Below are 21,068 nucleotides of genomic sequence, written 5' to 3'. Positions count from 1 at the left end.
TAAGATGAAATGGCCAAAAGCTGCCCAGGAATGGGCAGCTTTTTGTGCTTTCCAGGGAGAGATGGCAGGCGAATCAAGGTTTAGACGAATGTCACAGAAGTGCTTATTCGGTCACTACGCAGATAGAGATTTATTTCCAAACAATTTACAATGAACCTATAAGAGAGAGGATATAAGCGGATTGAATGGAAAGGGGAGCAAAATAAAAGATGAACAATACGCCAAATACGGCAGCGCAGGCAGCCCCTATACGTACTACGAAACGAACTAGGGTTCAATCAAACTTTCTATGGACGGTTCGCAAATACTGGATCTTCTATGTGATGATGGCACCAGCAGCACTGCTGCTCATCATTAACAACTACATTCCAATGGCGGGCGTTCTGATTGCTTTTAAAAATGTGAATTACACAAAAGGGATTCTAGGAAGTCCATGGGTGGGCTTCGATAATTTCAAGTATTTGTTCTCTAGTGAGGTTGCGTGGGTCATTACTCGAAATACGATCTCGTATAATCTGGTTTTCATCGTATTGAATTTGGTAATCGCCGTTTCAATGGCTATTATGTTTAATGAGATGCGCAGCAAATTTCTATCGAAGTTTCATCAAAGCACGATGTTTCTGCCCTTCTTTCTCTCGATGGTATGTGTAGCATATCTGGTATACGCTTTCTTGGGCGCTGAGCATGGTTTCGTGAATACCGTGCTTCTGCCTAAATTAGGCATAGAGCCGATTGACTGGTATACAGAGCCGAAATATTGGACGGTCATTCTACCGATAGTGAACACATGGAAAAATCTTGGGTACTATACAGTCATTTATATGGCAGCCATTATAGGGATTGATCATGAGTATTATGAAGCGGCTTTAATCGATGGAGCGAATAAATGGCAGCAAGTAAAACGCATCACGATCCCACTGATCATGCCGGTCATGATTACGATGACACTTCTTCAAGTAGGTAGAATTTTCTATGCGGACTTCGGCCTATTCTTCCAAGTAACGAAAAATGCAGGCGCTTTATTTCCGACCACACAAGTAATTGATACCTATGTGTATCAAACGTTCCTGACGATGGGAGATATCGGAATGTCATCTGCGGCAGGCTTGTACCAAGCCGTTGTGGGCTTCCTACTTGTTCTAGTTACGAATTTATTTGTAAGAAAAGTAAGCAAAGAGAACGCACTATTTTAAGAAGGAGTGGCTGTCATGAGTGAAGCAATTTCAGTACGTAAACAACGGATAGCCAGAAAACGAGGACCAAATGAATTAACGCCTACAGCGAATTTGTTGGTTAACGTGTTCTTCTGGATTTATACCGCAGCTTGTATAATGCCTCTGGTATTGGTAATCATCGTATCCTTTTCAGATGAAAAGGGAGTTCTCATACATGGCTACAATTTCATACCTGAAGCTTGGAGTTTGGAAGCGTATAAGTTCATGTTCAAGGATTGGCATCAAATCTTGCGCTCCTTCGGGATCTCAGTCTTTCTAGCAACGGTAGGAACAGCGATCAGTTTAGTGATGATGTCACTTTATGCGTATCCGATCTCGCGAAGTGATTTTCCACATCGAAGTTTCTTCTCCTTCTTCATGTTTTTCACGATGTTATTCAATGGTGGGCTCGTTCCATGGTATCTTGTCTATACCCAGATGCTGGATTTGAAAAATACGATCGCAGCACTAATGCTACCCTTGTTAGTCTCCGCCTTCTTCGTCTTATTGCTTCGGACATTCTTTGCGAATTCGATTCCGATGCCTTTAATCGAAGCAGCGAAAATTGATGGAGCCGGTGAGGTTCGGATTTTCAGTCAAATCATTATTCCACTCTCTTTACCGGTATTGGCTTCGGTTGGTTTGTTTCAGGTGCTGAACTATTGGAATGACTGGTTCCTGAGTCTGGTGTTCATTTCTGGCAGCAAAAACATCAATCTGCAGTTCATGATGTACAAAACCATGCTGGATATTCAGTTTTTAACCTCGAATGTGCAAGCGAGTCAAGGTTTATCCCAAGCAGGGGGCATGCTACAACTACCAACGGAAACTGTCCGTATGGCGATGGCAGTACTCGGAATAGGACCGATCGTGTTCGCGTATCCATTCTTCCAGAAGTATTTTAAGAAAGGCCTGACGGTTGGTGCAATAAAAGGATAGTTTAACACGGCTTGTACCAGTGTAGACTGGTTTAGCATATATGAAGAATTGAGATAAAGGGAGGCAATCCATCAATGAAAGCTTTGAAAAAAAGCACTCTTGCACTTCTTACCCTAACGTTTTCGTTATCACTCACCTTGGCGGGCTGTTCGAAGAGCACACCAGAGCCTGCTGCAAGTGCTACAGCAGCACCAGCAACAAGTACAGCGCCTGCTGCGACGAAAGCAGCTACAACGGATTTGAAGCCTTATGAAGTGAAACTAGTTTACCCTGGAACACCACAACCGGATCAAGCTAAAGTAGAAGACGCTATGAACAAGGTTTTGAAAGAAAAAATCAACGCAACGATCAAATTAATGCCAATCGACTGGGGCCAATGGGATAATAAAACGAACTTAATGATCGCTTCCCGTGAAGAGTTCGATATCCTTTTCACAGCACAATGGAATGGTCACGCTGTTAATGTGGGTAAAGGCGCCTTGATGCCGCTGAATGATTTGATTGGGCAATATGGAAAGGGTATTACGGATTCCTTGGATCCAGCATTCTTGCAAGGAGCTAAAATCAACGGTAAAAACTATGGTGTCCCAACGAATAAAGAACTTGCAGCTTCCGGTGGGGTTGTGTATCGTGCGGATATCGCCAAAGAATTAGGCATTGATATGACAGCTGTGAAGACGATGGCAGACCTGGCTAATGTACTGAAAACAGTCAAAGAGAAAAAGCCAGAAATGACAGCTTTCTTCCTTCGCGACGGGGATAACTTGAATGCGCACTATTTGGCACAGTATGACTATCTGGGTGACAGCACAATTCCAGGTGTTATTATGAAAGATGGCACAGATACAAAAGTTATTCCGAAATGGGATCAACCGCGTTATAAGGAAATTTTGAAATTAACACGTGATTTTATGCAAAAAGGATATATCAATAAAGATGCAGCTACAACGCAATTGTCGGGTCAAGATGCTTTGAAATCCGGGAATGTATTCATGATTACATCTTCTTTGAAACCAGGTAAAGATAGTGAACTGGCAAATGCAACGAACTTGGTAGGTAAACTTGGCCAAATCGAGTTGACACCACGTACAATTTCCACCGGCGACACAGCGGGTTCCATGTTAGGTATTTCCGTAACGTCCAAGGATCCAGCTCGTACGATGATGATGATTAACCTCTTGCACACGGATAAACAATTAAACAATCTCATCAACTTTGGTATCGAAGGTACGCACTACACGAAAGTGTCGGAAAACATTATTAAAGCAACAGATGCAGGCAAAAATTATGCACCAGGTGCTGCATGGCAGTTCGGTAACCAATTCTTGAACTACTTGTACGATAATGAAGATCCACAGAAATGGGATAAATTCAAAGAGTTCAATAAATCAGGTAAAAAATCACCAGGTCTAGGCTTTACGTTCGACTCCGAGCCTGTTAAAACGCAAGTGGCTGCAGCAGTTAACGTAGGCAAAGAATTCGATGCAGCGATGGATACGGGTTCTGTGGATATGGATGCTTCCTTGCCGAAATATCAAGATAAAATGAAAGCAGCGGGCATTGATAAAATCATAGCTGAAAAGCAAAAGCAATTGGATGCATTCTTAGCAGCTTCGAAGAAATAAGAAGTTCTATGTAGAAGGAGCCAGACTCAGCAATGAGTCTTGGCTCCTTTTGATTGCAGAAATCTATGACTAATTACCAAACAAAAGTCATTGTTACGATAACAAGCAGAACGAACAGAACAAGAACAACTGCAGCGGACGACGTACCACCATAACCTGCACCAGTACCTACAGCAACACCCATTTATGTCACCCCCCATCTTCAGGAATGCTCTTCCGCAGAAGCGAATGAGAGACAATACTATCCTATGGAGAGATGTCACGATTTGCTTGGGTGTTTCGCCTAAATCTATAGGGACAATCACGACTTTTAGGCAAGAGCCTGTTTTTGTTAAAAGATGGCGAGAATTTGAACAAGTGACAGTAGCCTTCCATATGGTAGAAAAAAGAACGTAATGCCATTGCGGAGGTGTAAGGGCTATCGATTACTTGGATATGTTAGCGAAGCTCGGGATAGGAAATGCACATCCCGGGGGATTTGGAGAAACCATTGAGCAACTGAAGAAATATCCGATCGACAAAGGAAAAAAGGTGTTGGAAGTTGGCTGCGGAACAGGTAGAACAGCCTGTTATTTGGCAGAGCAGGGCTGTGATGTCACCGCCATCGATATACGTCCGGAGATGATCAACAAAGCCAAGATCAGAGCGGAGAAGCAGGGGACCCAGGTGAAATTCCTGATTGGTGATGTTTGTCAGCTGCCATTCGATGCAAATTCTTTCGATGTCGTGATGGTGGAATCTGTTACGAACTTCGCAGACGCTCAGAAAGCTGTATCGGAGTACTATCGGGTATTAAAACCAGAAGGAAAGCTATATGACCGAGAAGTGATTAAAGTAAAAGATATGACAACAGGGATTCATAGGGCGTTATGCAGCTTCTATGGGGTGAGTAAGATCTATAAGCTGGAAGAGTGGCAAGAGCTGCTGGAGAGCAATAACTTCGCTACCGTCACTTCGACAGGCATCCATCCCTTCCCATTGACGATGTTCGAAGATCAGGTTCAGCATCCAGATCCAGTTCATTTATCTGATCGACAATCTTTCATGGATCCCCGTGTATGGCAGATCACAGCTCGGTATGATGAGCTGGTCAGCAAGTATCATCCTTATATGGGTTACACCCTAATGATAGGCTCCAAGGACTAAGGATACACTAAGAAGCAGGATAATGATTCCTTCATGGCGAAGCATATGAGAAAGATTATCATTGGAGGCTGCTTCTTTTGAATGTAGACGTTATTACAGAACGAATTTCGAACCGAAAAGCCAAGGAAGTTTACGAGCTGATTACACGGCAAACGACGGTTTCGAAAATAGATTTATTAGACCAAAGCGGTATGACGGTCTCGACGTTAACGCGACTTCTAGAGGAGTTAACGAGTCAGGGACTCATCTTGGAATCAGGCTTTGGTGCATCTACGGGCGGGCGTAGGCCGATTTTATATGAGAAGAATCCGGCCTATGCTTATATATTTGGTTTGGAAATCTCGAGAACCCTGTCCAAGCTGGTACTTGTAGATCTAGGGATGAACAAGCTGGAAACGAAGAGCTGGGCGATGACAGAAGTTATGACTCCAGGAGTACTGCTTCCCCTTATTGTCAAGGAAGCGAAGCGCATGCTAGCACACCATAGCATCGAAACTTCGCAGGTGTTGGGTATAGGAATTGGAGCAGTGGGACCGGTAGACCGAGTAGCCGGAGTTATTCTGGAGCCCTCTTATTTCCCGGCAAGTGGCTGGAGACATGTGGACATATGCAGGTGGTTAACTGGAGAGCTCCAAGTCCCTGCATTGCTGGACAATGGCGCGAACACAGCGATTCTGGCGGAATCCTGGCATCAACGGGCCCGAAGCTTCAAGCATCTCCTTTATATTCACGCTGGCGTAGGCTTACGTTCCTCAATGGTGTCAGAAGGCAAGGTTATCTATGGGGCGGTCGATATGGAAGGCTCTGTGGGGCAAATGATCATTCAAACCGATGGTGTTGCCCATCGCAACCAAGCTGGCAATTATGGCGCTTTGGAATCTTACGCTTCGCTATATGCGATAGAGAAAGCTGCGAAATCTGCCTTGAAAAAAGGGAAAGCTACCGTGTTAGTACATATGGTTGAGGATCCAGAGCAGGTTACTTACCAGCATATTATGGAGGCACTCAAAAAAAATGATCCCCTAGCCGTGGAGATCGTGACGGAGGCTGCGACCTATTTCGGGATCGGCCTGGCGAATTTATTAAATATTTTGCACCCGGAGAAAGTGATTATCGGGGGGCCGTTGATAACAGGCGGGGAATTGTTCTTCCAGACAGCAACGCAGGTTGCGATTCGCAAGACTTATTATTACCCCGCCTATCAGGTTGTTTTCAGCAAAGGACAGCTTGGTGATGAAGCATTAGCCATTGGAGCTGCTGTGATGGTTATGAATCAGCTGGTTAAAGCTTAGCTTCTTTAGGAAGGCGAGCGGTAGTCCATTGATTTAAGCGAAGCTTCCTTCAGAAAGGCAAGAACTAGATCATTGAAGGCTTCCGGTTTCTCCATTGGTGTTAAGTGGGAAGCAGAAGGAATGACGTGAAAGTTAGCGCCTGGAATCTGATCAGCCATAGACTTCATAACATCTGGCGGCGCGATTGCATCCTGTTCGCCTGCGATGACGAGGGTTGGCACAGAGATGGTAGGCAGGAGATCAACCGAGTCCGCGCGGTAGGCCATCGCGATGCTGGCGTGGACAAGACCTTCGGCTGGCATGCTGTCCATGATCACCTTGAGGGAATCGATCAGCTGCGGCTGCTCTTGATGTGTGGCTTCAGTCACAAGTTTAGGCAGCATGGCATCTCGAGCAGCCGCGGCTCCCTTGTCATATAAAGAGACAGCCATGTTCAGGCGATTTTTCCGTCCTTCTTGGCCATCTGGCTCGGGGCGTGTATTGGCTAGAATCAACGCTGAGAAGCGTTCAGGTGCAAGACGAAGTAGAGCAAAAGCGACATAGCCACCCATGGAGAAGCCTCCGAGGGTGGCTTTTTCTATACGTAATTCATCCATAAGTGCAAGAATATCTTGCGCATACTGCGTGAGAGACATTGGCGTAACTGGCAAATCGGATTGACCCATGCCACGGAAATCAGGTGCAAGTACGCGGTAGTTTGCTGACAATGTCTCCATTTGTGATTGCCACATCCGATGATCCAAGGGAAAGCCATGAAGGAGGATAACAGGAGTTCCTTGACCTTGATCTTGAACGAATATTTCGGTACCATTTACGTGTTTTTTCATTGTTTTTCACCCTCCAAGGACTTGTTTTTAAGAAAAATAGCGAAAAAGTTATGTCTTCATACTTTCATTATGGTTAACTCATACTTACTTAACATTTCATTGCTATTCTCTGATTATACCTTTAGTACTTAACCAAGAATAGGCAAAATGAAACATTTATATTTACGAAATGGGGTTTATTGAAATGACTAAAAAACCATGGTCCACTCAAGAGCTGGACAAACTAATTCGCCTTTCCTCGGAGTGTCCGCCAGTTATCATTGCTAGAGAATTATCACGTCCTGTTACATCTGTCCGCAAAAAAATGCGTGAAATGGGTGTTAGCTACGTATCGGGTGAGCAATGGAAAAAAAGTCAAATTCAATACCTCATTTCGGATGAAGGCACTTCCTACAAAAACAAACATAAGTTAACGCAAGAATCGAATGAAGATGGATTTGAATCGCCTGTGCTAGATGAGTTCTGGACAACCCTTGTGAAAATGGCTCGTGTAGCTAAAAAGAGGGGGAAACGGGTCGATGTCCTATCGTTTATCGATACATACCGCAAGATTCGTATTGGAGGCTAATTACAAGAATTTAAAATGATAAAGGTGAAATCCGTTGCGACGCGATTTGACCTTTTTCTTTTTGTACGGATGCGTTGTCGGTGGGGATTGGTGTGGATGTGGTGGATGTGGATTGTTCGTCGATTGTTGGGCTAACGGTCATAGGGGACGCTATTTGGGCAAAATGAAGGTGTATGCTCACCTAACGGACACAGGAGTCGCTATCCGCAGGAAATCGGTAATTATGCAGACAAATATGATCGAATAACGACTCTCTTGTCCGTTAGATTCAAGAAGGATCCGTTTGGTTAGGGATAGCGATTGTGGTGTCCGTTAGAGTGAGGATGAGGGAACGATGGATAAATGATGAAGGACGGAAGATGTAGGATGAAGAATGAAGAATGAAGGATGAAGGATGAAGGACGAATGATGAATGATGAATGATGAAAGATGAAAGATGAAAGATGAATGATGAAAGATCAATGATGAATGATGAAAGATTAATGATGAAATATGAAAGATGAAAGATGAAAGATGGAAGATAAAAATAAAAAATAAAAAATAAAAAATGAAGACTAATGATGAACGATGAACAGATAAATTTATCCAAATGTAATCTAATATTAAGGTTAATACGTTATGATAGATGTAAAAACAATCGTATACGTATTTCGTGAAGGATGTGGCCAAAGGTGGAGTCAAAAAGAGGCTGGCTGAAGCAATCGTTTGGAAAGCGTTTAAATGCTCTGCATAGCTGGAATGCTTGGATTGTGGTGCTTCTGACGGCGACAGGGATAGTGCTCAGTATTGGTGCGATCCGCGGGGACCTTGGTGCATTTCGTGTGACGCTGAAGCAGCTCCACATTTATTTGGGATTAGCCTCTGTGTTGCTCATGGTTCTGTACGCGCCAATGATCCGCAAGCATTGGCGCCAGATTCGCGCGCGCCGCAACCAACGCGCGAATTTGGTGTTCGTGCTCGCGCTCCTGATCGGCTGGGCTGCATCAGGCGTGATCCTGTGGCAGTTCCGGCACATGCCACCAGGCTTGAACAACGCGGCACTCCTCGTGCATGACCTGCTCACCTGGGTCGGAGTGCCGTATGCCGTGTACCACGCCATCTCGCGCAGCCGATGGCTCAAGCGCCAACAGCGGCTCGAACAAGCCGCTGCCAGCAGGCCGCCTGCCGCCGCGAGCGTCGCAGCGGCAGACATAGCCCCGGTGGCGTCTGAAGACGCCACTGCAGGGCGCACAGCAGCGCAGGCGGTCATCGCCGCGCTGAAGGAATCGCCGATCACACGCGCCTCCTTCCTGCGACTCGTCGCAGGGGTGTTGCTCGTGATCGCGGTCGGCCCCGCCTTTTATCGCTGGATAAAAGGCTCCTTCGATACCGGCGGGTCGTCGACCACCGAGTATGTGGCTAACGACGGCAACCGCATGTTGCCGCCACCAGCGCCATTGCCGGACTCCGCCGCTGTTGTAGGCGGAGGGGCCAAAGGGAATTTCCGCATCTACACGGTGACGGAAATTCCAACGTTCTCCTCGGACACCTGGAAATTCGCAATTTCAGGTCTCGTGGATAAGCCCAATGCGTGGAACTGGGAACAGTTCCTGCAGATGAAACGCACGGTTCAAGTGAGTGACTTTCACTGTGTGACGGGATGGTCCGTATACCAATGTACATGGGAAGGCATTCCACTGAAGCAGCTGTTAGCAGCGGCAGGTGTTCAAACATCAGCAAAATTTGTGAAATTTTATTCAGGCGATAAAGTATATACGGATGCACTGTCCTTGAGTCAGGCAAACGGAGATGATATCATGGTCGCCGTATTGATGGACGGTAAGCCGATTCCACAGCAACTAGGTGGGCCAGTGCGACTGATTGTGCCTCAGATGTACGCCTATAAATCAGTGAAATGGCTGCAAGGCATCGAGTTAATCGAGAAAGAGCACATGGGGTATTGGGAAGTACGTGGCTATGATAACGATGCTTGGGTAGGCAAATCAAATGCCTAACAGAGGTTCAGAGCTGTTGAAGCGGGCACTGACTTTTCGCTGAAATTTTGGTATAGTAAAGGCAAAGAATCCTGTTCGGAATGAGGGGCATTTGCCATGCAAATTACATCTATCAATGTGGGGTTACCCCAGACTATAACTTATCAAGGCAAAGAGCTGACCACGGGGATTTATAAGACGCCGGTCAGCTCCTCTTTGTTTGTATCGAAGGTGCAGATTGACGGAGATGGGCAGGCTGATCTAACGGTTCATGGTGGTGTTGATAAAGCCATCTGTGTGTATCCAGAAGAGCACTATGCCTACTGGGAAAACTTGCGGGGCCATACATTGGACGCTGCTACCTTTGGTGAAAATCTGACGATTCGCGGCTTGCAGGAGCATGAGGTTTGTATTGGTGATCAATTTGCCATTGACGAGGTTATTGTGCAGGTCTCACAGCCTAGGCAGCCCTGTCATAAGCTAGCAAAGCGCATGGATTGGCCAGAAGCAACGCTACACGTTCAGGAAACGGGATATACAGGCTATTATTTCCGAGTGCTGAAAGAGGGTTACATTGCACCGGATTCCAAGATGAAACTCATCGCTAGAGATGAAGCGGGTGTGACAGTTACGTTCGCCAATCAGATTAAGTATCACGATAAGTTCAATATCGATGCGATCAAAAGAGTGCTTTCTGTAGATAGCCTTTCGGCTAGCTGGAAGCAGTCGTTTAGAAAACGATTGGCGGAGCTCGAGGCATGATGACAGGGGTTATACTTGCAGGGGGCTTGAATCGCCGCATGGGTGGGAAACACAAAGCGTTTCTACCTGTACAAGGCGAAACTATTCTCTTAAGGCAACTGAAAGAAATGTCTCGGGGATGCGAGCAAATTATTGTAGTGACCAATGACATTGAAACTCTTCAGCCGTTGCTGGTTGGGGTTAAGGATATTGACGTGCAATGTGTGAGTGACCATTATATCCAAAAGGGTCCGTTAAGCGGCATTCACGCTGCCCTGAAAGTCGCAAGCGCATCTCATGTATGGGTTGTTGGGTGTGATATGCCTTTTATTTCTGCAGATGCAGCTAAGGTGATGGCAGAACTGTGCCGCGAGTCTAATGTGGATGCGGTTATACCCGAGATTGAGGGCCGTCTGCATCCCCTGCATGGGATCTATGCAAGAGAAGTTGGGCCTGAAACCGAACTGCTGCTTGGGCAACAAAAATACCGATTGATGGGGCTGCTAGAGCATTTGGATTGGCAGTCTGTGGATGAGCATTATTTGGTTCAACGTGGTCTTCGAACGAATTTCGTTACCAATATTAATACCCCAGAAGAATATGAGTCTATGTTAGAAAATCTACCATTATAATTCATTTTTCTAGATGTAATGCTTAAAAATCTAGGATTTTGTTAGAAAATATGCCATAATGGACAGAGAGAGAAGGTGAACTCCGATGCCAAAGCTGCTGTTGGATCGTTTTGGACGGATGCATGATTACCTGCGCATCTCAGTGACAGATCGTTGTAATTTGCGTTGTGTATATTGTATGCCGGAAGACGGAATGGAATTTGAACCGGATGAGAAGCTGTTAACTTTTGATGAAATAACCGAGATTGTTCGTGTATTAGCTGGACTTGGCGTTCGCAAATTGCGTTTAACCGGGGGAGAGCCGTTGGTTCGTAAAAACCTAGAGCAGTTGATCGGCAGGTTATCACAGATTCCCGGTATTGAAGATATAGCATTAACTACGAATGGGATTTACTTTGCGTCACGGGCTGAGAAGCTTCGTGCAGCAGGGCTAACTCGTGTAAATATTAGTTTGGATTCCTTGAGGGCAGATCGGTTCTCATTAATCACCCGTGGTGGTGATATTCGTCGCGTGCTAGCTTCCATTGAAGAAGCATATCGTGTAGGGATTACACCGATTAAGCTGAATGTGGTGCTGATGAAAGGCATTAATGATGACGAGATTGCTGATTTCTTACAAATGACGATTGATCGACCGATTCAGGTTCGTTTTATTGAATATATGCCTATCGGTCATCAAGATGAGGATTGGAAAAAGCGTTATTTATCCCTTACAACGGTTCTCGATCGCTGCAAGGAAATGGGTTGGGAAGCAACAGCTTCGAACGCGGTTTATGGCAACGGCCCAGCACAGAACTTTCGCATTGAAGGTGCGTTAGGCTCATTCGGGCTCATTCATCCAATTAGCGATCACTTCTGTGAAACCTGCAACAGGTTGCGGCTGACGGCAGATGGCAATATTAAGCCTTGCTTATACTGGTCGGACGAATTTAATGTGCGAAAATATATTGGGGATGATGCTGCGGTGGAAGATTTGTTCTTCCGAGCGCTGGACATTAAGCCACAAAATCACGAGATGGCACAGGCTTTGATGAATGAAGAGCAGTCGCATACACCAACTATTCGTCGAATGTCACAAATCGGCGGTTAGCTAACGGGCACAGGGAGGCATGGGAAGCAAGTGAGCAGCGAAATGAAGCTTAGGTTTGGCCGTAAAGTGATCTCGGTCGATGAGGCACGAGCCGCACTTTACGAATTCGTTAAACCCACAGAGACGGAGACTGTTTCGCTTCCGACGTCTTTCGGCAGAATGTTAGCAAAGGATATTTATGCGGATCATGCGGTGCCACATTTTCGCAGATCAGGCGTGGATGGGTATGCGGTGCGTTCCCAGGATATCGCTGCAGCGACTCCGGACAATCCGATTGTGTTAGATGTGATTGAGCGAATTCCAAGTGGCACTATACCTAAGTGTACGGTTCGAGCAGGGAAAGCTGCTCGTATCATGACGGGGGCCCCTGTTCCAGATGGTGCGGACACGGTTGTGATGCTGGAAATGACGGATTCCTTGCAGGATGAGTTGCTGTCATCATTGGGTGCCAAGGTGAAGATTAAGAAAAATGTGCAAGCAGCAAGTAATATTACGCCGATCGCTGGTGAAGTTACTTTTGGGGAGTTAGTGATCCCGCAGGGTACTCGGATTGGTCCAGGAGAAGCCGCGATATTAGCGACGTTCGGTTTCTCGATGGTTGAGGTGTACCGAAGGCCAAGAGTGGCTATTTTCTCAACTGGCTCAGAGCTCTTACAAGTCGAACAGGAGCTGCAACCAGGGAAAATACGTAACAGTAACAGTTACATGTTAGCGGCTCAAGTGGAAGCAAACGGGGGAACAGCCCTCATCATGCCAGCACTCTCGGATGATCCTCTTCAGGTGGAAGCCGCGCTTGAAACGGTACTGCCTGATGTCGATCTTATTCTGACTTCTGGCGGCGTCTCTGTTGGTGATTATGATGTGCTCGTCGATGTATTCGGTCGGTTCGATGGGAAGCTATTGTTTAATAAGGTAGCGATGCGGCCAGGTACTCCAACGAGTGCTGCGTTATGGAAAGGCAAGCTGCTCATGGCGCTGTCAGGTAATCCTGGCGCTTCGTTTGTAGGCTTTGAGCTATTCGCTAAGCCGATTATTAGGTCAATGTTAGGGAGCCAGCTTCCCGAGTCGGAAGAGTTAACAGCCTTCTTGGATGTTCCCTACGATAAACCGTCTGCTTATCCGCGTTATATACGAGGGACAACCCGAGTGGAAGCAGGGTGTTTATGGGTAAGACCCGCTGGCATTGATAAATCGAGCATTATGGTGTCGATCAAAGATGCGGATTGCTTAATTTGGCTGCCAGCCGGGGGGCAGGGCTATCAGCGTGGAGATAGCGTGAAGGTGTATACAACGCGATGATGTTAATGAACTTATCCTTTTATATGTGAAATTCTTGGATGCAAAATGTTATGAAGAACATCAATAACTTATATCTTCACAAGTTTGACGCTAACAAGTAACCGTCTGTCAGGAGGGGAAGCTGTGGCGTCTTTTTTTTGTATGAATTTAAAGTTGGCTGCGGTGGAAGAGAGGGGGATTGTGAATGAAGGAAACGCATCTCATGAGTGTTGGACTCGACATCGGAACCTGTACAACGAAGCTTGTTGTAAGTCGACTTACGCTGGCGGAACGCGGTTCATCATACACCATTTCACGAGATGAAATCACGGAGAGAAAGCTTTTGTACGCGAGTCCGATTTATCCCACACCGCTGCTTGATCCTATCACGTTAGATGCAGCTAAGCTCACGGAATTTCTTGAAGCGGAGCTTGCTACTGCAGGTGTAGCTCTTGCTGATATTGGCAGCGGAGCCGTCATCATGACGGGCGAAACCGCCACGAAAACGAACGCAGAAGCTCTTTTACATAGACTAGCAGAACAAGCAGGTGCTTTCGTTGTGGCAACAGCGGGGAGTGATTTGGAAGCGATTATGGCCGGTAAAGGTTCAGGGGCCGCTGGGCGTTCGCTTAACCTGCATAATACAGTAGCGAACATGGATATTGGGGGCGGTACAGCAAATGTGGCTTGGTTTCGGAACGGAATACCGATTGCGACGGTAACTTTTCATATGGGGGGAAGTGTCATTCGATTGCAAGCTGATGGAACGGTGACTTATGTGTCCTCAGCCATTCAGCGTTGGCTGGATGAGCAGGGCATGTTAATGGTGCCAGATCAGATCGTTGACATCCATGAGATTCGAGAGCTGACACGTTGCATGGCACGAGATGTAGGGCAGTTTGTAGCTGGCAGTCCTGATAAGGCAGGAGCTGAGCTTCTGCTTCTAGGCCAGCGTCCCAACCAGCTCCCGCATGCAGATGAATGGATGCTGTCTGGTGGTATTGCAGAGCTGCTGTCACGTCCAGCAATTATGGAACTAGCGGAGGTCACAACCTATGACGATATCGGTCCCTTACTCGCACAAGTCATTCGGGAGACGTGGATGGAGCTTGGCTTACCGTTGGTGAAGGCAGGGCACATGCAGCGGGCCACGGTCATAGGAGCGGGTTTACAGAGTGTGGAGCTCAGCGGATCAACCATTCATGTCGACGCAGATACGCTGCCCATACGTAATGTACCGATTGTTACGCTCCACTTACAACAGGAACCAGTTAGGCTAGCTACTGCTTTAAAGGATCTGTTACAACAAGCAAGTCAACTCTACGGAACATCGAATCAGACGCCATTTGGGATTGCACTTACTACAGAACAGGAGCAGTCCTATACCTATAAACACTTGCAAGTGCTTGCGAGCCAATTAATTCCTCAATTGACTTCCTATTTTACACATGAACACACGATAGTCATGCTTTGCGATCAAGATATGGCGAAAGCACTGGGCCAGTTACTCTCACTCGGATGCCAAGGGAGCCCTCGCATTGTCTGCATCGATGGTATTTCGTTGAATTTCGGTGATTATATTGATCTTGGCGAACGGATTGGGAATCGAACGATTCCAGTAATCGTAAAAACACTGCTTTTTCCAAATGAGACTTCTGAGGTGCGTCTATGAAATTGAAAACGTCGATGAAAGGCCATGTCTACGAATTTGGGAGCTTGAAAGAAGTGTTCGGTAAGGCAAATGAGGAGCGCTCTGGTGATGACTTGGCAGGTGTTAGTGCCTCTCATCTCAAGGAAAGAATTGCAGCAAAGGCCGTACTTGCCGATCTCCTCCTTACTGAGATTCGAAATAATCCCCTTTTACCTGCTGAAGAAGATGAGGTATCGCGGTTGATTGAGGAAAGTATAGATGAAACTGTCTATGCGTCTATTAGCCATTGGTCAGTTGCGGAGCTGCGCGAATACATCCTGCGGACGGAAACAAAGGGTGTTGAGCTGCTCCGAATATCCAAAGGACTCACGAGCGAGATGATTGCTGCTGTTGCCAAAATCATGACGAACCTGGATCTTATTCAAGCCGCATCGCGTATTGAAGTGCGGACAAGGTGTAATACGGAGATCGGACATAGAGGTACATTGAGCAGCCGAGCGCAGCCCAATCATCCGACCGATTCCTTGGAAGGCATGAAAGCTTCGCTATACGAGGCACTGAGCTATGGGATTGGGGATGCAGTTATTGGGATAAATCCGGTAACGGACCATCCGCAGACGACCAAAGCGCTGCTAGAAGCTGCGAAGGAGGTCATGGAGACGTGGCGCATCCCAACGCAGAACTGTGTCTTAGCCCATGTGACCACACAGATGGAAGCGATCAAGCAGGGGGCAAGGGCTGATCTTATATTCCAGAGCTTAGCGGGTACAGAGAAAGGCAATCGCGCTTTTGGCATTCATAAGGCGCTTCTCGATGAAGCGGATGCCGTGATTCATAGCATGGGCAGTGCAACGGGGCCGAATCGGTGGTATTTTGAAACGGGGCAGGGTTCGGAGCTATCTTCGGAAGCGCATCATGGCATAGACCAAGTGACGTTGGAAGCGAGATGCTACGGTTTAGCTAGAATCTACAAGCCTTTTCTGGTTAACACGGTGGTAGGTTTTATCGGTCCGGAGTACCTATACAATAGTAAGCAAGTTATACGCGCAGGCCTTGAGGATCATTTTATGGGCAAAATGCATGGTCTCCCGATGGGGGTTGATGTGTGCTATACCAATCATATGAATGCCGATCAAAATGATATGGATTCCTTAGCGGTTATGCTGGCTTCTGCTCATGTGAACTTCCTTATTGGAGTACCTATGGCGGATGACTGTATGCTCAACTATCAATCGCTCAGCTACCACGATATTGCTACTTTACGCGAGTTGTTTGGACGCACGCCAGCACCTGAATTTCGAGATTGGCTGCAGGACATGGGCCTATGGTTGAACGGCACGCTAAGTCCTTTAGCTGGTAATCCTAGGCTATTCTGGCGAGGAGGTGGGAAGCGTGGATGAATTCGCTAGGATGAAAGCACTAACTCCGGCACGCATTGGCGTTTCTAGATCAGGCACACGTCCCTTAACAAGCGAGTTACTTACTTTTCGATGGGACCATGCTAGCAGCGTGGATGCCGTGCAAAGTGAGGTGAGTTCTGCTCTCTTAGCAGAAATGGGGTGGTTCATCGCCGATTCTCGTGCAGAAACAAAGGATATGTATTTGAAGCGTCCACAGCTCGGGAGAGTATTGAAACCGGATAGCATGCAGGAGCTGCTTGCGAAATGTCAACGAGGACCGCAGGTGCAAATCGTGGTATCCGATGGATTAAGCGCAAATAGTATCGAAGCGAATATGCGTGACTTGTATCCTGCCCTGCTGGATTCCTTACGACTGCGAGGCTTATCGGCGGGAACGACGATTTATGTCAATAGAGGAAGGGTCGGCTGTATGGATGCCATCGGGGATCTACTGAATCCGGAATGTCTTGTGCTGCTTATCGGCGAGCGACCTGGTCTTGTGACAGCTGAGTCGTTAAGTGCGTACATGTGTTACAAGCCAAGAACGGGAAGAACGGATTCGGATCGGATGGTTATTTCGAACATTCATCGCGGTGGAACGCCTGCCATGGAAGCGGGTGCGTATATTGGGGGAATACTTGAAGAAATTTTGAAGCAGCGAACGAGTGGTATTGATTTTAAATGAAAAAAGCCCGCCTGCTAAAGCTTCGGAATGAGAAGCTTCAGCAGGCGGGGCTATTTTCTCAGGTGGGAGATAGTACTAGTAGAAAGTAGCAAGAATGATGACCAACAACACATAAAGAACAAGAATTAGCCCTACGGAACTTCCGTATCCTGGCGTTCCACCAACTACAGCTGACATAGTATCCCCTCCGGTTTTAAAGTAATGTGGGTTAAACACTATACAGCATATGTAGGTGGGAACCCTGTTGATTGGACATATGCCCTTATTCGATGGAACATTCACCTACAAAAAAAGCTGCACATGAGTAAGTTCTCATGGCAGCTTTCTTCTGATTTAGTTGGGGATTTGATACACTTTAATCTTCTGGAAGCCAAAGCTTTGTAATGATTTCCTTGAGCCTGGAATAAAGATGTCCATTCGATTTCCTTTAATGGATCCGCCCGTATCTGTTGCGTAGACGTACATGCCGCCTTTGGGAAGCCCGCTAAACGAATAGCCTTCAATATAAAGCTTCGTGCCAAGTGGAATAACGGAAGGATCAACAGCTACTGTGCCGATCGCTAGTGGATTGCCCATGTAATCAATGGCTCCATACCCGCCATTTTCAGAAGGATCTGCCGAATAAGCTGTAGATTCAAATACTTGATAATCAGGTGTATGGTGCGCGCCATCTTTACTTAAGATAGCTAGATTACTACTTGCATCCCACTGTACAGGTATGCCTGCGGCTGTGGAAAGGAAGCGAAGTGGCACATACACACGTCCATTTTGATACTGAGAAGCTCCGTCTAAGATGACCGTTGCATCATCAACGCTAGCTTCTTTTTGCCCTGAAACCAAGGTAATCGTATGATTGTCGTTATTTAGTGTTACCTTAATCTGATTACCATCTTTCTGCCAGTTCACCGTATATCCGAGCTTCTCCGTTACGAATCGAAGCGGGACTTGGGTCGTGTGGTTGCCATCCAGAAATGGCTGTGCATCAGGAAAATGGATCAGGTCATCATTGACTTGCACTTTCACGGCCATTTCAGCAGCTTGAGCGGGCGCTGTAAATGGGGAAAGAAAGCCTCCTGCCAAAACTGTTAATGAAACAGCAAGGCTAGTTAACCCTTTGGTAAGCTTATTCAATTGGTAATCCTCCTTCTTGAGCCTTCGAGGTTAGTTGACGGGTTCGGGAAGAAGGTTCTCCCTAGTCTGCTCCAAGCTGAAGCAAATATTCACCCCAAGTATTTCGTCCCCCGTACTAGTGCCTAATTTATGCACTAGACTCGGCTTCAAATATTTTAGCATCACTGGCATGCTTGGACAACGACCAATATATGGGTATGACAGTTCATACTAGACTTAGGTCTAGGTTCAAAAACGGTCGATAGTCGGTTTTAGACTCTCAGAAATTGAGCTACCATAAGAGTATGATGATGGATGAGGGGCGATTGAACATGAATAATAATAAGAATCGGGAAATTGATCCTACTAATATATTTGATCGTATTGGCAAAATGGCTGAAACCGTCTGGCACGAGACGATCGGCAAAACGAATCCAGGCACTTCTGACGACGGCGACCAGATCGCTCAGCTTGAGGAGCGCTATGAGGACGCGCTACAGGCAACGATTGCCTTGCGCAGTAACATCGCGCGAGCGGAAGAGATGGCGAAGCTGCGCGGCGAGCAGGCCGAGCTTGCGATGCGCGCTGGCGAAGAGGATCTCGCTCGGCTTGCCCTGCAAGAGAAGCTGCGCGAGGAAGCCGCGAGCGAGCACTACCGCGCGCAGTACGCGAGCAGCCAGGACTTGTGCCTGGCGCTCGCAGAGGAACTGCGCGGGCTGCGTGCGGGGCACGCAGCGGAGGATGTGCAGCCGCGCGGCGGGCTGCACGGTAAAGAGGCTCGCGACACGTGGCGCGAGCTGGAGGTCACCGGCCGCGAACTCGGCCGGGAGGCGTTGCAGGGGCTCCGCGTGGCGGGCCGCTTGTCGAAGGAGACGCTGAAGGAAGCCGGTGGCAACCTTCAGCATGAACTGCGCGCGCTGCGCAGCAAGCTGCAGCACGAGTGGCACCAGGAGCAACGCTCTCGCAGTGAGCGAGATCCGCGCGACAGCAAATAGTCCTGGACGGTGACCTCCACGAAAGCAAACCCTTGTCCTATAAGGATTTGCATCTTGGAGGTCGTCCATTCTTATGGTATGCTAGGAATCGTATGAACGAAAGAGAAATGGCAGCCAGAGGAGGTGCATCGATGGGAGAGGAAACGAAAAATAACCGAAGCCGGAATACAGCGCTTGTGCTGATTGGAGCCGGTGTTTTTTTGCTTCTGGAACATACCATAGGCTTTTTTCCCGTTATGGCCGTAATCCTTATTTTGCTGGGCATTCATCGTGTTCGTTCACGCAAAGAGCGCAAGGGTTATGTGCTGATGGGGATAGGTGCCGTCATTTTATTCGGTGATCATCTCACCATTGTCATTTCGGTAGTGTTGATTTCATTAGGGTTGTTTTTCATTCGATCTAAGCAGGTTCATAAAGACGATACGTATACCCAAAAGCAAAAGATTGTCGATAGCGTTCGCCTAGGCCGAGAGCCATGGATTCAACGGAATACCTCGACGTGGTACTTGGTGGGGGAAACGTATATGGATCTTTCTATGGCTATTCTAGAACAGAAAGAAACGACAGTTATCCTACAGGGTGTTGTAGGAGATATTGATATAAAAGTGCCTGACGATATCGGCGTTTCCGTTACGGCTTCTGTCATGTTAGGTCAGCTTCAAATCGCGGAAGAAAAAGAGTCAGGTGTGATGAACAAAGTTGTTTGGCAATCGCAGAATTATCAACATTGCGACCATCGGGTGAAACTCATACTTTCTTTCATCGTAGGAGATATCAAGGTCAAAGTATTGTAACTTTCTTTAGGGGGTTCTTCACCAAGTGGACGGCTACAAACGACGATTAACGAACATGATCTGGCGCAGCATGGGGGAAGCCATCCTTTTTAGCTTCGCCGTATTCGGAGCTATGCTGTATTTTCTGAATTCAAGACATTTGATAGAGCCCTTTACCAGCTGGCAGCAGGGTGTCAAGTTTTCGTTCATGGCTTTGTTGATTCTGGGTGTCATTGGAGCGGTATTCGGTTACTGGAACAGCTCTAAGGTGACACGTAGACTTGAGCCGATGATGGAGACGATGATTTTATTAGAAAAAGGGACATTTGCCCGAGAAGGCTTTCAAAACGGGGATGATGATGAGATTGGACGTTTAGGCGAACAACTCAGCCGTATTATGAAGCGATGGGAAGAGCAAGTGACCTCCCTTCAACGACTATCGAATAGTAATGCTGAGCTTACCGAGAAAGCCAAACTTTCGGCGGTTATTGAAGAGCGTCAGCGCTTGGCGCGCGAGCTGCATGACGCGGTAAGTCAGCAATTGTTTGCTATATCTATGACAGCTACGGCTGTTGGACGTACACTGGATAAAGATTTTGAGAAAGCGAAGCGACAGATTCATCTGATTGAAGAGATGGCTTCCGTCGCTCAATCCGAAATGAGAGCCTTGTTGCTGCATCTGAGGCCGATCCATCTCGAAGGAAAACGACTGTCGGAGGGACTCGTTGAGCTCTTGAAGGAGCTAGCGGCCAAGGTTCCGATGGCGATCAGCTGGGATATGGATGAGGAAATCCGCTTAAACAAGGGGATCGAGGATCATTTATTTCGAATTGTGCAAGAGGCGCTTTCGAATGCCCTGCGTCACTCTAAGGCGAATAAGCTGGAAGTGAAGCTGTTGCATCGTTCAGACGGTATCCGATTAGTGATCCGCGATGATGGTGTTGGTTTTGAGCTGGATGCGAAGAAGCTAACTTCTTATGGCATCGTGTCCATGAAGGAACGTGTGAACGAAATCGGTGGTTCGGTGGATATTATTACAGCACCAGACCGAGGAACACGTATTGAAATTCGAGTACCAATCTTAGCAACCGATCCTCAATTGATCGAGAATGAACATCGTACATAGAGA

At 47.0% G+C, this 21,068-nt stretch carries 21 protein-coding genes and 1 riboswitch; of the genes, 17 read left to right on the top strand and 4 right to left on the bottom strand.

Translation table 11 applies throughout. The features are described from left to right. Positions 1 to 209 precede the first annotated feature (209 nt). The 3 genes from ACSQ8O_RS22685 to ACSQ8O_RS22675 all read left to right on the top strand — a co-directional run bounded on the left by ACSQ8O_RS22685 (position 210) and on the right by ACSQ8O_RS22675 (position 3,778). Positions 210 to 1,193 carry an ABC transporter permease gene (locus tag ACSQ8O_RS22685; RefSeq protein ID WP_436243475.1) on the top strand — a complete coding sequence of 328 codons (984 nt, stop codon included), beginning with the start codon at positions 210 to 212 and terminating at the stop codon, positions 1,191 to 1,193. A 15-nt stretch (positions 1,194 to 1,208) separates the two neighbouring features. Then, complete coding sequence (locus tag ACSQ8O_RS22680) at positions 1,209 to 2,153, top strand: carbohydrate ABC transporter permease (protein WP_056618820.1); 945 nt, start codon at positions 1,209 to 1,211, stop codon at positions 2,151 to 2,153. Between the two features lie 74 nt (positions 2,154 to 2,227). Beyond that, positions 2,228 to 3,778, top strand: coding sequence for an ABC transporter substrate-binding protein (locus ACSQ8O_RS22675; protein WP_436243474.1), 1,551 nt, complete (start codon positions 2,228 to 2,230; stop codon positions 3,776 to 3,778). Positions 3,779 to 3,851: 73 nt separating this feature from the next. Here the strand turns inward: ACSQ8O_RS22675 and ACSQ8O_RS22670 are convergent, their stop codons facing one another. After that, positions 3,852 to 3,962 (bottom strand): sporulation protein YjcZ, encoded by a 111-nt coding sequence (locus ACSQ8O_RS22670; RefSeq protein WP_157276489.1) that lies wholly within the window; start codon positions 3,960 to 3,962, stop codon positions 3,852 to 3,854. 251 nt (positions 3,963 to 4,213) lie between these two features. Between ACSQ8O_RS22670 and ACSQ8O_RS22665 the strand changes: the two genes are divergently transcribed. Continuing rightward, positions 4,214 to 4,924, top strand: coding sequence for a class I SAM-dependent methyltransferase (locus ACSQ8O_RS22665; protein ID WP_436243473.1), 711 nt, complete (start codon positions 4,214 to 4,216; stop codon positions 4,922 to 4,924). A gap of 77 nt (positions 4,925 to 5,001) precedes the next feature. Then, positions 5,002 to 6,216 carry an ROK family protein gene (locus ACSQ8O_RS22660; protein WP_436243472.1) on the top strand — a complete coding sequence of 405 codons (1,215 nt, stop codon included), beginning with the start codon at positions 5,002 to 5,004 and terminating at the stop codon, positions 6,214 to 6,216. Between the two features lie 5 nt (positions 6,217 to 6,221). Here the strand turns inward: ACSQ8O_RS22660 and ACSQ8O_RS22655 are convergent, their stop codons facing one another. After that, entirely contained in the window at positions 6,222 to 7,043 is an 822-nt protein-coding gene (locus ACSQ8O_RS22655; RefSeq protein WP_436243471.1) for an alpha/beta fold hydrolase, read from the bottom strand. 184 nt (positions 7,044 to 7,227) lie between these two features. Here ACSQ8O_RS22655 and ACSQ8O_RS22650 point away from each other — a divergent pair, with 184 nt between their 5' ends. The 9 genes from ACSQ8O_RS22650 to eutC all read left to right on the top strand — a co-directional run bounded on the left by ACSQ8O_RS22650 (position 7,228) and on the right by eutC (position 17,061). Next, entirely contained in the window at positions 7,228 to 7,611 is a 384-nt protein-coding gene (locus ACSQ8O_RS22650) for a hypothetical protein (RefSeq protein ID WP_056618835.1), read from the top strand. A 1,199-nt stretch (positions 7,612 to 8,810) separates the two neighbouring features. Beyond that, complete coding sequence (locus ACSQ8O_RS22645; protein WP_436243470.1) at positions 8,811 to 9,605, top strand: molybdopterin-dependent oxidoreductase; 795 nt, start codon at positions 8,811 to 8,813, stop codon at positions 9,603 to 9,605. Between the two features lie 96 nt (positions 9,606 to 9,701). Beyond that, on the top strand, positions 9,702 to 10,346 hold the full coding sequence (locus tag ACSQ8O_RS22640) for an MOSC domain-containing protein (RefSeq protein ID WP_056618840.1): 645 nt from the start codon (positions 9,702 to 9,704) through the stop codon (positions 10,344 to 10,346). Then, positions 10,343 to 10,957 (top strand): molybdenum cofactor guanylyltransferase, encoded by a 615-nt coding sequence (gene mobA / locus ACSQ8O_RS22635; RefSeq protein ID WP_436243469.1) that lies wholly within the window; start codon positions 10,343 to 10,345, stop codon positions 10,955 to 10,957. The genes ACSQ8O_RS22640 and mobA overlap by 4 nt, the downstream gene beginning before the upstream one ends. A gap of 85 nt (positions 10,958 to 11,042) precedes the next feature. After that, positions 11,043 to 12,047, top strand: coding sequence for a GTP 3',8-cyclase MoaA (gene moaA / locus ACSQ8O_RS22630; RefSeq protein WP_056618844.1), 1,005 nt, complete (start codon positions 11,043 to 11,045; stop codon positions 12,045 to 12,047). A 42-nt stretch (positions 12,048 to 12,089) separates the two neighbouring features. Continuing rightward, positions 12,090 to 13,346 carry a molybdopterin molybdotransferase MoeA gene (locus tag ACSQ8O_RS22625; protein ID WP_436243468.1) on the top strand — a complete coding sequence of 419 codons (1,257 nt, stop codon included), beginning with the start codon at positions 12,090 to 12,092 and terminating at the stop codon, positions 13,344 to 13,346. Between the two features lie 184 nt (positions 13,347 to 13,530). Continuing rightward, the gene (locus ACSQ8O_RS22620) at positions 13,531 to 14,997 is read left to right on the top strand and encodes an ethanolamine ammonia-lyase reactivating factor EutA (RefSeq protein WP_436243467.1); all 1,467 of its coding nucleotides are present in this window, start codon (positions 13,531 to 13,533) and stop codon (positions 14,995 to 14,997) included. Continuing rightward, positions 14,994 to 16,376 (top strand): ethanolamine ammonia-lyase subunit EutB, encoded by a 1,383-nt coding sequence (locus ACSQ8O_RS22615; RefSeq protein ID WP_436243466.1) that lies wholly within the window; start codon positions 14,994 to 14,996, stop codon positions 16,374 to 16,376. The genes ACSQ8O_RS22620 and ACSQ8O_RS22615 overlap by 4 nt, the downstream gene beginning before the upstream one ends. Then, on the top strand, positions 16,369 to 17,061 hold the full coding sequence (eutC, locus tag ACSQ8O_RS22610) for an ethanolamine ammonia-lyase subunit EutC (protein ID WP_436243465.1): 693 nt from the start codon (positions 16,369 to 16,371) through the stop codon (positions 17,059 to 17,061). Before ACSQ8O_RS22615 ends, eutC begins: the two co-directional genes overlap by 8 nt. 75 nt (positions 17,062 to 17,136) lie before the next feature. Here the strand turns inward: eutC and ACSQ8O_RS22605 are convergent, their stop codons facing one another. Next, positions 17,137 to 17,238 carry a YjcZ family sporulation protein gene (locus ACSQ8O_RS22605; RefSeq protein ID WP_436243464.1) on the bottom strand — a complete coding sequence of 34 codons (102 nt, stop codon included), beginning with the start codon at positions 17,236 to 17,238 and terminating at the stop codon, positions 17,137 to 17,139. A 156-nt stretch (positions 17,239 to 17,394) separates the two neighbouring features. Beyond that, on the bottom strand, positions 17,395 to 18,192 hold the full coding sequence (locus ACSQ8O_RS22600; RefSeq protein WP_436243463.1) for a stalk domain-containing protein: 798 nt from the start codon (positions 18,190 to 18,192) through the stop codon (positions 17,395 to 17,397). 4 nt (positions 18,193 to 18,196) lie between these two features. Next, positions 18,197 to 18,348, bottom strand: a riboswitch (cyclic di-AMP (ydaO/yuaA leader). Positions 18,349 to 18,503: 155 nt separating this feature from the next. Between ACSQ8O_RS22600 and ACSQ8O_RS22595 the strand changes: the two genes are divergently transcribed. The 3 genes from ACSQ8O_RS22595 (at position 18,504) to ACSQ8O_RS22585 (ending at position 21,065) form a co-directional block, all read left to right on the top strand. Further along, positions 18,504 to 19,166, top strand: coding sequence for a PspA/IM30 family protein (locus ACSQ8O_RS22595; RefSeq protein WP_436243462.1), 663 nt, complete (start codon positions 18,504 to 18,506; stop codon positions 19,164 to 19,166). A gap of 131 nt (positions 19,167 to 19,297) precedes the next feature. Beyond that, positions 19,298 to 19,960: a cell wall-active antibiotics response protein LiaF gene (liaF, locus tag ACSQ8O_RS22590; RefSeq protein WP_056618868.1), complete on the top strand. Its 663-nt coding sequence runs from the start codon at positions 19,298 to 19,300 to the stop codon at positions 19,958 to 19,960. Between the two features lie 25 nt (positions 19,961 to 19,985). Beyond that, complete coding sequence (locus ACSQ8O_RS22585; RefSeq protein ID WP_436243461.1) at positions 19,986 to 21,065, top strand: histidine kinase; 1,080 nt, start codon at positions 19,986 to 19,988, stop codon at positions 21,063 to 21,065. Positions 21,066 to 21,068 lie beyond the last annotated feature (3 nt).

It is taken from the genome of Paenibacillus sp. LjRoot56 (assembly GCF_964253335.1).
Lineage (GTDB): Bacteria > Bacillota > Bacilli > Paenibacillales > NBRC-103111 > Paenibacillus_E > Paenibacillus_E allorhizoplanae.
The sequence above is the reverse complement of the archived record's forward strand: the minus strand, read 5'-3'. Positions and strand labels throughout refer to the sequence as shown.